Below are 12,689 nucleotides of genomic sequence, written 5' to 3'. Positions count from 1 at the left end.
ACAAAATCACTTTCGCGTCGCCTCATCCATCGCTTCATTAACTAATTTATCCGCTTCCTTATTTTTCTCTCGCGGCACGTGCGTAAAAGTCACCTTTTTAAATCCCATACTTAAATTCCAAACCTGAACAAAAAGCGGCGCCAGCTCTTTATCCTTTACTTTATATTCACGATTTAATTGTTTCACAACCAATTCACTATCAAGAAAAAATTCCAGCTCAGTCGGGCTCAATTTTTTGGCTTCTTCAAGAGCCAAAATTACCGCCTTATATTCGGCCTGATTATTAGTCGCCTCGCCAATATATTTTTTATACTGACCAACTAATTCATTTCCAGACCAAATCACAACGCCGATGCCGGACGGTCCGGGATTACCTCGCGCGCCGCCGTCGGTAAAAATTTGAAGTTTATTATAAATCATAATGTTAAATAAAATAACGCCCGGACCGAGGGAAAGGGGTCGGGAAAGCGCAGTTTTCCCGTAGCGGAAATATTAAAACCGAGGGGTTTTAAAGAGGCGCGAAGCGCCGACGGTCCGGGATTACCTCGCGCGCCGCCGTCGGTAAAAATTTGAAGTTTGTTATAAATCATAAATTATTCACTCAATTTTAAATCAATAATTTTCATCTGCAGTTCCCTATTTCCATTCCACTCATTAACATCAACCTCAAAAACCACATCAATCTTATCCCCAACTTTTAATTTCCGACACCACTCACCAAAACAAAACCCGATAAATTTTTTTCGGACACCATTCCCCTGGCTCAAATTTGTTCTAAGATGATTCCCATTTGTCCCCACACTTTCAAAACTTTCCACTGTAAATTCTCGTCCTAAATACCGCGGCCGCTCATTTGCCTTGCCAAATGGCGCAAATTTTTCCAAAAGTTCAAACAATTCCCAGTTTATTTTTTCCAAACGCACTTCTGCATCAATATTCAATGTCGGCACAAGCTCTAATCCAGATAATTTTTGCTCCACAAATTTTTTCAATATTTTTTCAAATTTTTTTAAATCTTTTTTATTTTTTAAAGTAAAGCCGCAAGCGCCGGCGTGTCCGCCATAATGAGATAAAAAATCTTTTGCCTCGTGAAGCCCTTCTGTAATATCAAACTCTGGAATACTTCTGCCAGAACCCATTATATCCTCCTCTCTCTCTGTCATAATAAAAGTCGGTCGCCAAAAATTTTCAGCGATTTTCCCTGCAACCAAACCAACAATCCCAACCGGCCACCCGTCGCCTTTTGCAAATAAAACTTTTTGCTCGCCAATATCTTCCCCAATTTGCGCCTTGGCTTCGGCCATCACGCGCTCGCTTAAACCTTGCCTGCCTTCATTTGTTTTATTTAGGGCGTCAACCAAATTTTGGACTTCAACCACATCATCGATTTTTAAAAGTTCATACGCTTGATTAGCATGATCTATTCTGCCAGCGGCGTTAAGGCGCGGTCCAATTTGAAAAGCAACATTTTTCGCATCAAGATCTTTATTTTTATTTAATCCCAACGATTCAACTAATTTTTTTAAACCAATGCGCTGAGTTTTATTTAAAACCAAAAGCCCATGTTTTACCAAAGTCCGGTTTTCTCCCAAAAGAGGCATTATATCAGTAATCGTAGCAATTGCTACTAAATCCAATAACCATTTTTCAAAAGCCTCAGGGTCAAACTGCAAACCGCCGAATTTAAACTGTGGACTTTTTAAAATCGCCTGAACTAATTTAAAAGCAACTCCCGCCCCAGCCAAGTCGCGAAATGGATATTTCTCACGAGAAAGGTGCGGATCAATAATCGCAAACGCCGCTTCCGGCAAATTCGGGGGCTCGGCGTGATGGTCGGTAATAATTACGTCTATCCCAAGTTCCGCAGCTCTTTTTATTTCCAGACGATTGCTAATGCCACAATCTGTTGTGATAATTAAATTCACTCCATTTTTTCCAAGTTCTTCCACAGTCTGCATATTCAATCCATAACCCTCAAGTTCGCGATGAGGCAAATAAACCTGAACATCAGCTCCCATAGCTAAAAGAGTAGAAACCACAACTAACGCCGAACAAACTCCGTCAGCGTCGTAATCGCCGTGTACTATTATTTTTTCTTTTTTTTCTAAAGCCAAAAAAATTCTTTCCACTGCTTTTTCCATATCTAAAAAAAGATATGGATCATGAATATCCTGGCTGTAATCAGGATATAAAAATTCGTCAATCTGCTCCTGAGTTTTAATTCCCCGATTTGCCAGTAATTGCAAAATCACCGGATCAATCTCCGGAAATTTATTTTTAAACTCCCCATTGATTTGTTCAGCAATTTTCCACTTCATAAACTCAATTTAAAACATCGGGGCTACCGTCCAAATAACCATTGAAAAAACAATCATGGCGCTTAAAATTATCCAAACGATTTTCAATAAATTTCTTTTTTTCATAAATAAATTAAGAAATAAATATTGGACTATTATAGCACATCTTTTAAAACAAAAACACCGCCAAGCGGCAGTGTTCTTGTATGGGATTTAAATATAGTCAAAAATGACTAAAATTTTGTTTTTGTTATTAATCCCTTTCCTCCAAACCAACTTATACTGATTCAGAGGAAAGGGACTTGGAGCAAGATCCTGTCACGCCTCGATTTCTCGATTTGCAAACAGTGTCTGCATTGCACAGACTACTTGCTCCAAGAAAATATTGAAAGGAACGAACCGAGGGGACGGCTAGCGGCGCTTGTTCTTGCCGCCCTTGTCCTTGCCGTCCTTCTTGCCGCCACCCTTCTTGCGCTTGCCGGCGCAGCGGGCGTCGACCGCGTGGTTGTGGGCGACGATCTCGGCCCAGACCGGATCCGAGCCGTCGTCCCTGGTCTCGACCGTCTCTTCGGACACGGACACGACGTCAGCGAGGCTCCCGCCGTTCCGAAGCGCCGCGGCGTAGGCCGCCTGCCGCTCCTTGGCGGTCCGAGACGCCTCGCTCCTGTCGGCCTTGCGCTCATCGTTGGAGCGACGGTCGAAGACGCCCTTCAGACGATCGACGAACTCGGGGCTCGCCGGGGTCGCGCGGCGCTCGGCTTCCTTGGCCTGGTGCCTGAGCCAGGCCAAGTGCCGCTGGCACTTGGCCTCAGCTTCCGGACCTCGCCAGGCCATGAGGCGCGGGTCTTTGTTCCGCCCCTTCACCTTGATCTCCCGCAGCGTCTCGGCGTGGAGGCGACAGAAGCGGCGAAGCTGGCCGTTCACGACAGCGAACACCTCGGCGTCCACTTCGGTGTCGCAGCCGCCGAACTCGCAGCACCCCGTCTCCCTCTCGACGTTCTCGAGGAAGGGCTTCTCGCCCGCCAGGATGGCGAGCCATGTGGCCTTCGCCACCTGGTACCGCTCCCTGGCGGTCCGAGCGGCGTAGCGCTCGGCCTCCTCCTTGTTCCGGAGGCCGCAAAGGGCGATGAGGTATCCGCCCTTGCCGACCGGACGCGGATCGCATTCGAGCTCGAGCAATTCGGACTCGCGGTCGAGGCAGGGCTGGCAGAACCAATCGACGTAGTACACCCTGATGCCCCGCTCCTTGTCCCACTTCTCGGCCAGTCGACCACGCCTGATCCTGCCGACGCTGTTCCCGTCGTGGTGGCCGCACTTGCTGCAAACCCGCCGCTTCTTGGGCTCGGCCGGCTTCTCCGGCTCGGTCACGACCAGGGTCGGCGCCACCTGCGTCTCCACGGGAGACGGCATGGCGGCGACGATCATTTCCTCGTAATCCTCGTCGGTCAGGGTGCCTGCCGGCACCGGGACGATCTTCGTCGCTTCCGCCATATCCAATCTCCTTCTTCTCTTGGCAGTTATGAAAAATCAGACCGGGAACCATCCACGATCTGACCTTTGGCTCTCCGATTCTACGGAGTGTGCCAGAGGAATTTGGAGGTGAGTTGGCCTGTCCTGATAACACAGGACTGGCCGGTGGCATTTTGGTCAATTAACTTTTAGTAATCCGCAGGACGGACACCGAAATTTAATTGAACCTCATGCCGGGTCTCGTGGTTACCAATTAATGGTTCACGAAGACTTTCCTCCTCCAAGTTTCTCTGGCACTTTTTTCAATGTGCGTAATCTATTCGTATATTCGTAATAGATTCGTAATTCGTAGGAGAACAGCGCGCGAAGCGCATCTGTTCCAGCACGACAAGCACTTTTTTTAATCTTTAAGCCTATTTCAGCTTAACAAGTAAGTATAACATATATTCCGTATTTTGTCAAGGGTTTCTGACACTATTTCCCAAAAAATTCATTATTTTAGCTTAAATTAGCCAAAATAAATTGTCATAATTATTGCTAATATATACTAATTCAAACAACTCCACGCCAATATAAAAATCCACGCTTTTCGCGTGGATTCCGGAATGACAGCGCCTTGCGCTGTTACTTTTTGGCACCGCAAGGCGGTGCCACTCCATCTCGTTCGCTATTTTTTCAAAACCGCTAAAAATGCCTCTGGTGGAATATCAACCTTGCCCAAAGCTTTCATTTTTTTCTTACCTTTTTTCTGTTTTTCCAAAAGTTTGTTCTTGCGTGTTACATCTCCCCCGTAAAGTTTAGCAGTCACGTCTTTTTTCATCGCTGGCAAATGTTCTGAAGCAACAATTTTTCCGCCAAGTGCCGCCTGGATTTTAACTTCAAACATCTGCCGCGGCAAAACTTTTTTCAAAGACTGAACAATCCTCCGACCAACGTCCTGAGCCGTATCGCGGTAAACAATTGTGGCCAACGCTTCAACTGGTTCGCTCGCGACCAAAATATCCATTTTTACAACGTCGGCTTTTTTATATCCAAAAAATTCATAATTCAAGGATGCATAACCAGAACTTACACTTTTTAATTTGTCATAAAAATCCACAAGAATTGCCGAGAGAGGAATTTCATAATGTAAAATTACCCGATCAGCGTCAAGATATTCCGTGTTCTGATACACCCCTCTCTTTTCCTGAACCATCTGCATAATTCCACCAATAAAATTTCCGGGGGAAACAACATCAATTTTAATCCATGGCTCTTCAATCAATTTTACGTGTGACGGATCGGGCAACTCCATCGGACTTTTTACAATTATCACTTCATTTTTTGCCGTAGTAATACGGTAAGCCACGGACGGCACCGTAACAATAACATCAAGATTATGTTCCCGTCGCAGTCGCTCTTCCACTATTTCAAGGTGGAGAAGTCCCAAAAGACCGCACCGAAAACCAAATCCCAAAGCCTTGGATTGTTCTGTTTCAAAAGTAAGCGATGCGTCGTTTAGTTTTAATTTTAAAATCGCCTCTCTGAGTTTCGGAAAATCATCCCCTTCTTTGCAAAAAATTCCCGCGAAAACCATGGGCTTAACTTCTTTGTAGCCGGGCAAACTTTGAACCATTAACTCTGAACCACGAGCAGTAACCGTATCGCCAACTCTACACTTTTCAATTTCTTTCAAACCCGTAACAATATAACCAATTTCCCCGACCGATAATTTTTCGGCTGGCTGAAACTTTGGTTTAAAATACCCTACTTCCAAAACTTCACTTTCAGTTTTTGTAGCCATTAAAAACATCTTGTCGCCACGTTTTACTTCGCCATCAACAGCTCGGACGTAAGCCACCACGCCTTTATAATCATCGTATTTGGAATCAAAAATAAGAGCTCGGAGAGGATTATTAATTTCACCAACCGGCGGCGGAACTTTTTTAACAACCGCTTCCAAAATTTCCGGCACCCCAACACCGGTTTTTCCAGACGCCAAAATCACTTCTTCTTTTTTACAGCCGACAAGAGCCACAATTTCCTGAACTGTTTTTTCTACTTCAGCGTTTTTTAAATCAACTTTATTGACAACCGGAATAATCGCTAAATTCTGTTCTAAGGCCAAATATAAATTTCCCAGGGTTTGTGCCTGAACTCCTTGAGTCGCGTCAACCAAAAGCAGAGCGCCTTCCACTGCGGCAAGCGAACGAGAAACTTCATAATTAAAATCAACATGACCGGGAGTATCAATCAAATTTAAAATAAAATCTTTGTAATTCATTCTAACCGGCTGCAATTTTATCGTAATCCCCCGCTCTCGTTCCAAATCCATCATATCAAGCAGTTGATTTTTCATTTCCCGCCGCGACACGGTTCCGGTAAATTCCAAAAGACGGTCGGCGAGCGTCGACTTTCCGTGATCAATATGAGCGATGATACAAAAATTCCTAATCTTATCTTGCTGCATAATTATCTCGGGCCTTCCTCAATATTAACAATCGGCCGTTTTATTCTAAATAATTTATATTTTATGGCGTCGCGGAGGGCAGCCATCTCACGGGAGCCGAGAACTAAAGCGACAACAGAAAAAATAAAAATTCCCACAGTTCCCGCGCCAAACCCTTGCCCAAGCACACCCAAAAATGTCTGCATATCAACGTAAGGCGCGAGAATGGATTTCATCGTTTGCGCGGCAAAAGCCATAAGCGAAGCCGCAGCGGAAATTTTAAAAGTTGATTTTAAAATATTCCCTTCATCAAGCGGCCCGAATTTTATCCGAAGCATTATCCAAAGTAAACAAAAATTTAAAATTGAGGCAATTGAAAAAGCCATGGCCAAACCCGCGACACCCCAAGGTTTTACCAAAAAAACCGCAGCTAAAATATTTATTACTGCCGAAACCAAACCGATAAAAAACGGCGTCTTAGTGTCCTGAAGGGCGTAAAAGAATCTAGCCAAAAGCGGGATTAAAGCTTGAGCAAACAAACTTAAAACAAAATACGCGAGCGTATCAGCTGTCAAAATCGTGTCTTCCCAATCAAAATATCCGGCGCCGAAAATAACGCGAACAATCTGGGCGCGAAGAACCAAAAGCAAAACCGAAGCGGGAACAATAAAAAAAACAATTTGCCGCGTGGTGTGGGAAAAACTTTTAACCATTTCCTCTTTTTTCCCGGCGGCGGCGAATTCTCCCAAAAGCGGAAAAGCAGCCACGGCAAAAGAAATTCCGATAATTCCCACCGGAAAATATTGTAAATTATTTGCTAAATTAAAAACAGCTAAACTCCCCGGAACCAGAGTTGAAGCAATTATTGTCATTACCACTAAATTTATTTGCGATACAGCAAGACCAAGAGTTCTTGGAATCATCATTTTTCCAATCGCCCGAATCTTTTTATTAGCTAAATCAAAAAACAAACGATAACGAAATCCCAGCTGCCAGGCAGCAGGTGCCTGAATTAACATATGAGCCGCAGCTCCCAAAACGACACCCCACGCCAAACCATAAATATTCCACCATTTTGTAAAAAACAGCGCGCCAACAATTATCCCGATATTATAAAAAATCGGTGCTAGGGCATAGATAAAAAATCTTTTAAACGACTGCAGAACACTTCCTAAAATATTGGAAAAACCCAAAAAAATCGACGAGAGCATCATTATCTGCGTCATTGTGATGGTCATGGCCATTTTTTCCGATCCAAATCCCGGGGTGATCAAGGGAATAATCCAGGGAGCAAATGCCATAAACAAACCACAAAGCACGGCGAGCGCCACGCCCATAATATTCATCACGCTGTTTACTATTTCCCAAGCTTCTTTTGGGTGTTCATTTTTTTCTTTTGCTGAACATATCGCGGCAGTAAAAATTGGAATAAATCCGGCGGAAAGAGCGCCCAAAATTAATAAATTAAAAATCAAATCCGGAATTCGGAATGCGGCGTAATAAATATCCAACATATCTCCCGCTCCGAACTCGCCGGCTAAAACTCTATCACGAAGAACTCCCAAAAAACGGGATGCCAAAGAAGCTGCCCCCAAAAGAAGAGCAGCTCCGGTGATAGTTTTTGATTCGCCGTTAAAAATATTACGCAATGTCATTCTTTTTTTCCGTTTTTCCCTTCAATTTATTAATTACCCTACCAAACTGAATTGTAATTAAGATGACTAAAATCGTAACCGCTACTGCGTAAATAAATTTTGCTATTAACGTACCTTGCTCACCAAAAATCTTTTTAAATAATTCTAAAATCGCTTCGTTCCAAGCCAAAGCCGCCACCAAACCCAAACTAGCTGTAGCCAACCCAGAAATTTTTTCAATCACTTCTAATTTCATTGATGTTTTTTGATCTTCCATGGTTTTATCTTAAATTTTTAATTTTCGAACAATCATCAATTCTTCGTTCGTCGGAATGGCTAAAATTTTCGGCTGGCCGGAAATTTTTAAATTTTTCATTATTAGATCCCTGACTGTTTTATTTCTCTCTCCAATGCCGGCCGTAAAAATTATGGCATCAATTTTTCCTAAAATCCCGGCGTAAGCAGCAATATATTTTTGTACCCGATAAACAAAAACTTGAAGTGCGAGTTTAGCTAATTTTCTTTTTTTCGCATCGACTTTTTTACCCTTAAATCCCGCTACTTTATAACCCGCAGCCGTGAGCACATCACGCATGTCGGCCATCCCCGAAAGACCGAGAAGACCCGATTTTTTATTTAAAATATTATCAACTTCCTGCGGGCTTAATTTTAATTCTCGAATTAAATAAAGCAAAATAGCTGGATCAAGGTCGCCGGAACGCGTTGACATCACGAGCCCTTCGAGCGGCGTAAAGCCCATGCTTGTATCCACCGCCCGGCCGTTGCGGATTGCTGTAATACTCGCGCCACTTCCCAGGTGGCATGTTATCAAATTTAATTTTGCTAACGGTTTTTTAAAAATTCTTGCCGCCTCGTGCGCAACAAATTCGTGTGAAATTCCATGAAAACCATAACGCCGAATTGCATGCTTCTTATAAAAATCTATCGGAAGAGCGTAAGTGTAGGCGTAGTCGGGTAAAGTTTTATAAAATGCCGTGTCAAAAACCGCGACATTTTTAGCGCGAGGCAAAAGCTTCAAGCATGCCCGAATTCCCATCAAATTCGCCGGATTATGCAACGGCGATAACTTATCATATTTTGCTAAATTTTTCAATACCGTTGGCGTAATAACCGTCGGCTTGGTAAACTCCTCTCCGCCGTGAACAACGCGATGGCCGACAATTAGAATATTCTCCTTTGAATATTGGCTAGAAATTTTTTCTAACACTAACTTAAAAGCTGCTTCATGATTAGAAGCTTGGCGATTGATTTTCAATTCTTGGCGTCCAATTTTACATTCTAAAAAACTCCCAGGCAGATTGATGCGCTCAACAATTCCTGAAGCAATCTTTTTAAGCGTTTCTTTTTCAAAAAGTGCAAACTTCAGCGTCGCGCTACCAGAATTGATAACTAAAATATATTTCATAAATTATTCCAAAATCAATTCGCCAAAACTACAAACTTTTCCGCAACCGCAAGCGTTGGCTTCGTCGGTATCAATGTGGATTGAAGTATGGAAATTAGGTTTGACGCGAACAACCACATTTTCAAAAACTAATCCCCGCTCACCCGCGACTTTAACTTTTACCAAATCATCATTTTTAAGGCCAATTTCATCAGCTTCTTTTTGATTAATGTGTAAATGGCGTTTAGCGACAATTACACCTTCAACTAAATCAACTTCACCAGCTGGACCAATAATTTTCGCCCCGGCCGAACCGACCACATCTCCGGAAATCCGGAGCGGCACATCAAGGCCAATCGAAAAAGCATCAGTGTAAGCAAGCTCAATTTGCGTCGCTGGGCGTACCGGCCCGACTACTCGCAAATTTTCTAATTTTCTTTTTGGTCCGACGAGCGCCACGGTTTCTTCCGCGGCAAACTCCCCTTCTTGCGACAAATCTTTTATTTTTTTTAATTCATATCCCGCGCCAAAAAGTTTTTCCAAATCAGTTTGATTAAGATGAATGTGGCGCGCGGAAATTTCCACTTTTACTTTTATTGTTTTCATATTATTTTCCCATTAATTTTTCGGCCTCGCGCCAAGTTAAAAGAGGTTCTTGCGCTCCGATGCCAGTTAAATTGTAAGCGCTGTTTATAGCACCGAGTTTGGCGGCTTTTAAAATATCTCCGCAATAATTAATGTAGCCGGCGAGAAAGCTTGAGCAAAATGTGTCGCCAGCCCCGGTCGTGTCCACAATTTTTTTACTTAAAGAAATTTGGTGATGTATTTTCCCGCGAAAAAAAACATATGCGCCTTTCGCACCGTCGGTAATTACCAAAATTCCCGGACAAAATTCCGCCAAAACCCCGAAAAGATTTTTCGGCTGATTTAGCCAAGTCGTGCTCGCTTTTTTATATTTTGGAAGAGAGACAACAAGTTGAATTGCCTCATCTTTATTTACAAAAAATATCGCCGTTTTTGCCATGTATTTTTTTAAACCCGAAAGACCTGCCGCAAGCTGCGTGTTTCCCGGATTCCAGGCAAGCCGCGTTTCTTTTTTTGCGACCACGGAATCGAGCACGCCGCGCCATCCCTCGCCAGAGAGCGACGCGACATAAAACCAGTCCGTTTTTAATTTTAAATCGCGAGCCGCGAGTTTTAAATTATTATTCGCCCCGCGGAATAGAAACGCCGTATGCTCAACTTCCGGACCAAAAGTTACAATAAAAGAAAAACCGGTTTTAGCGGCCGGATCAATTTGAATAAATTTTGTGTCAATTTTATTTTTCACTAAATTTGTGATGACTGCCCGGCCGTCTTCATCTTTTCCGACTCGCGCGATCGCCGCGGTCTTCAAACCTAAGCGCGCCAAAGCCACAGCCGCGTTCGCCGCTCCTCCGCCAAAAGTTTGAAATGATTTTTCAATATTGATTTTCGCGCCGTACTCAAATCCTAAAAGCTTCTGCCGCAACGGATCTTTCATTTGGGCAACTAATCTTCCTTCTTTGGTATAAAAAGTAATATCCCGCGCCGCGCCACCAATCGTCACGACGTCAAAATTTTTTGCCATAGTTATCTTTTTAATTTCTTTAATTGCGCGATCAATTTATCTTTAGCCAAATCAATCGCCTCAACAATCGTATGGTCATCCTCGCTCACGAGAAAACTTTGTTTTGGCAGTTTTAAATCGAAAGTAATTTTGTAAGCGCTATTGGTGCTGAACTTTTCCGCCTTTATTCGGAGCGAGACTGAATCTTCCGCCTGCCGATGAATTAATTTTTCTAACTGCGGAATTTTCGTCTCAACATATTCCTCACACCACTTCTTTTCATTCGGGGTTAAATTTTTGAAAAAATAGTCAATTTGCATATGGAAAATATTAATGATTAATTATCAAATTATAGCACAAAATCACTAAAAGACGAAACTGAATTTATGTTGACAATTTTCTAATATCCATTAATATTAAACGACCACAAAGTTGTGGTAAAGAAGGAGGAACTAATGGACGGACTTCGACTCGTTCTGTATTTCTTGATAACCCTCCAAGCGATCGCATGGGTGCGACTTTCACTCAAGGGCACAAAGCTCACTTACGATCGGGAGTTTTTACTCTTCATGATCTTCTCGCTCCTCGGCCAACTTGGCATCGGAATTGATGCATTCATGTCTGGAGCCTGGCGCATTGGTGCCGTACAAATACTCTTCTTCATCATCACGGTCGTGGGAATAATTCTACATTACCGCGAGACGCGACAGCGGAAGTCGTAAAACGGTTTGCAAACACGCGAACCGACCGAGAGCCTTCGACAAGCTCTCTTTTTTTATTTCAAAACATTTAATGGACCATTCTCAAATACGCCTCAAGAAGTTCTCTAAAACTTACTGGCACTGCTGAAGCGCCAGCGGCTACTTGTTTTTTATATTTTGCTGATGGCAATAAAAACCTTTCAATTCTTGCCTTGACAAATTGTAAATAATCAAATAAATGATTAATAAATGCCTCGCGGCTCTTTTCTACTAATTTCTTGTCTAATTTATTTGCAGCCAATCTGTCCCGTACCAAATCGAGCTCTCTCATTGTTTTAAGAGTATTATCAACTACTGATTTTAATTCCCGCTCGGCTTCAGGAGTTTCGCCGTATGTTTCTAAATGCGGCAAAAACCAAGCCAAACCTAAAAATTTTCTCATCAATTCCGCCGTGTCTTCCACTGAAATCCGTGAAATTTCTTCCGAGCTCGGTTTTCGTATTACCGCCTCGCTAAAACCTTCCGGTGTTTTTAAATTTGAGGTTTTTCCCTCTGGAGCGGCACCAATTTTTTCACGCATAAAATTTAAATTAATTTATCTAAACCTCACTGGTACGATAAGCGAGTCGTCGTTTTCCGGAAGGCCGGAGGGATTGTCTTTTTCCAAAACTAAAGTACCAGTGTCGGTAGTCGGCGCGGTAAATTCTAAAGTCGCTTTGAACGACACAAATTCTTCAGTCATCCATTCGCCTTGCGCCTGAGCCGGAATAACGGCAAGTTGCACGCCGTTCGCATCCAAAAGTTTCACCGGAAAACTGGCTTCAAAATACCATGTTCCGCGGGCTTGACCCGTCACTTCAAGCGGACTTGTGACAACTGTGTTTGGCCGCGGTGAATCAATTTTTATTAAATCTGTTTTTTCCAATTCATTGCCGATATATTCTATAAAATTTTGGTTGCCCGCCCGGCATTGGCGCGGATAAGATTCCATAACCGGATTTCCGGTGGCAACGCATTCTTCAAAATTTGTAACCGTAACGACTGGAACGTTTTGATTTTCATTTCCGACTAGTGGAGTTTCTTTGTAAAAATTGTAGTAATAAAATACTCCGCCCGAAAGAAAAATAAGAACGATTAATAAAATTGCGATTCTTGTTTTCATAGTT

General features: G+C 43.0%; 13 protein-coding genes. All 13 read right to left on the bottom strand.

What is annotated here, in order from left to right; translation table 11 throughout:
- Positions 1–6: 6 nt before the first annotated feature.
- Positions 7–420, bottom strand: coding sequence for a ribonuclease HI family protein (locus WC445_00875; GenBank protein MFA5128498.1), 414 nt, complete (start codon positions 418–420; stop codon positions 7–9).
- The gene (locus WC445_00870) at positions 417–590 is read right to left on the bottom strand and encodes a hypothetical protein (protein MFA5128497.1); all 174 of its coding nucleotides are present in this window, start codon (positions 588–590) and stop codon (positions 417–419) included. Before WC445_00870 ends, WC445_00875 begins: the two co-directional genes overlap by 4 nt.
- 3 nt (positions 591–593) lie before the next feature.
- Positions 594–2,318: a single-stranded-DNA-specific exonuclease RecJ gene (gene recJ, locus WC445_00865; GenBank protein MFA5128496.1), complete on the bottom strand. Its 1,725-nt coding sequence runs from the start codon at positions 2,316–2,318 to the stop codon at positions 594–596.
- Positions 2,319–2,708: 390 nt separating this feature from the next.
- Complete coding sequence (locus WC445_00860; GenBank protein MFA5128495.1) at positions 2,709–3,788, bottom strand: hypothetical protein; 1,080 nt, start codon at positions 3,786–3,788, stop codon at positions 2,709–2,711.
- A gap of 646 nt (positions 3,789–4,434) precedes the next feature.
- Positions 4,435–6,216 carry a translation elongation factor 4 gene (gene lepA, locus WC445_00855; protein MFA5128494.1) on the bottom strand — a complete coding sequence of 594 codons (1,782 nt, stop codon included), beginning with the start codon at positions 6,214–6,216 and terminating at the stop codon, positions 4,435–4,437.
- A 2-nt stretch (positions 6,217–6,218) separates the two neighbouring features.
- The gene (gene murJ / locus WC445_00850) at positions 6,219–7,850 is read right to left on the bottom strand and encodes a murein biosynthesis integral membrane protein MurJ (protein MFA5128493.1); all 1,632 of its coding nucleotides are present in this window, start codon (positions 7,848–7,850) and stop codon (positions 6,219–6,221) included.
- Positions 7,837–8,106 (bottom strand): DUF5654 family protein, encoded by a 270-nt coding sequence (locus tag WC445_00845; GenBank protein MFA5128492.1) that lies wholly within the window; start codon positions 8,104–8,106, stop codon positions 7,837–7,839. The genes murJ and WC445_00845 overlap by 14 nt, the downstream gene beginning before the upstream one ends.
- A gap of 9 nt (positions 8,107–8,115) precedes the next feature.
- Positions 8,116–9,255, bottom strand: a complete 1,140-nt coding sequence (locus tag WC445_00840; protein ID MFA5128491.1) for an acetate kinase — start codon at positions 9,253–9,255, stop codon at positions 8,116–8,118.
- Between the two features lie 3 nt (positions 9,256–9,258).
- Entirely contained in the window at positions 9,259–9,840 is a 582-nt protein-coding gene (gene pduL, locus WC445_00835) for a phosphate propanoyltransferase (protein ID MFA5128490.1), read from the bottom strand.
- A gap of 1 nt (position 9,841) precedes the next feature.
- Entirely contained in the window at positions 9,842–10,843 is a 1,002-nt protein-coding gene (locus tag WC445_00830) for a carbohydrate kinase family protein (protein ID MFA5128489.1), read from the bottom strand.
- A gap of 2 nt (positions 10,844–10,845) precedes the next feature.
- Complete coding sequence (locus WC445_00825) at positions 10,846–11,142, bottom strand: HPF/RaiA family ribosome-associated protein (GenBank protein MFA5128488.1); 297 nt, start codon at positions 11,140–11,142, stop codon at positions 10,846–10,848.
- A 469-nt stretch (positions 11,143–11,611) separates the two neighbouring features.
- Positions 11,612–12,103, bottom strand: coding sequence for a hypothetical protein (locus WC445_00820; protein MFA5128487.1), 492 nt, complete (start codon positions 12,101–12,103; stop codon positions 11,612–11,614).
- Between the two features lie 15 nt (positions 12,104–12,118).
- Positions 12,119–12,685 carry a Gmad2 immunoglobulin-like domain-containing protein gene (locus WC445_00815; protein MFA5128486.1) on the bottom strand — a complete coding sequence of 189 codons (567 nt, stop codon included), beginning with the start codon at positions 12,683–12,685 and terminating at the stop codon, positions 12,119–12,121.
- Positions 12,686–12,689 lie beyond the last annotated feature (4 nt).

The organism is Patescibacteria group bacterium, from assembly GCA_041650995.1.
Lineage (GTDB): Bacteria > Patescibacteriota > Patescibacteriia > XYB2-FULL-38-15 > XYB2-FULL-38-15 > JAHIRI01.
Note: the sequence above shows the minus strand (reverse complement) of the source record. Positions and strands in the feature narration are given on the sequence as shown.

Bases quoted from the DNA above. Each gene is read 5' to 3' on its own strand.
- WC445_00875 (MFA5128498.1), bottom strand. From the start codon at position 420: ATGATTTATAATAAACTTCAAATTTTTACCGACGGCGGCGCGCGAGGT.
- WC445_00845 (MFA5128492.1), bottom strand. From the start codon at position 8,106: ATGGAAGATCAAAAAACATCAATGAAATTAGAAGTGATTGAAAAAATT.
- murJ (MFA5128493.1), bottom strand. From the start codon at position 7,850: ATGACATTGCGTAATATTTTTAACGGCGAATCAAAAACTATCACCGGA.
- WC445_00820 (MFA5128487.1), bottom strand. From the start codon at position 12,103: ATGCGTGAAAAAATTGGTGCCGCTCCAGAGGGAAAAACCTCAAATTTA.
- WC445_00830 (MFA5128489.1), bottom strand. From the start codon at position 10,843: ATGGCAAAAAATTTTGACGTCGTGACGATTGGTGGCGCGGCGCGGGAT.
- lepA (MFA5128494.1), bottom strand. From the start codon at position 6,216: ATGCAGCAAGATAAGATTAGGAATTTTTGTATCATCGCTCATATTGAT.
- WC445_00860 (MFA5128495.1), bottom strand. From the start codon at position 3,788: ATGGCGGAAGCGACGAAGATCGTCCCGGTGCCGGCAGGCACCCTGACC.
- WC445_00870 (MFA5128497.1), bottom strand. From the start codon at position 590: ATGATTTATAACAAACTTCAAATTTTTACCGACGGCGGCGCGCGAGGT.
- WC445_00825 (MFA5128488.1), bottom strand. From the start codon at position 11,142: ATGCAAATTGACTATTTTTTCAAAAATTTAACCCCGAATGAAAAGAAG.
- WC445_00815 (MFA5128486.1), bottom strand. From the start codon at position 12,685: ATGAAAACAAGAATCGCAATTTTATTAATCGTTCTTATTTTTCTTTCG.
- recJ (MFA5128496.1), bottom strand. From the start codon at position 2,318: ATGAAGTGGAAAATTGCTGAACAAATCAATGGGGAGTTTAAAAATAAA.
- WC445_00840 (MFA5128491.1), bottom strand. From the start codon at position 9,255: ATGAAATATATTTTAGTTATCAATTCTGGTAGCGCGACGCTGAAGTTT.
- pduL (MFA5128490.1), bottom strand. From the start codon at position 9,840: ATGAAAACAATAAAAGTAAAAGTGGAAATTTCCGCGCGCCACATTCAT.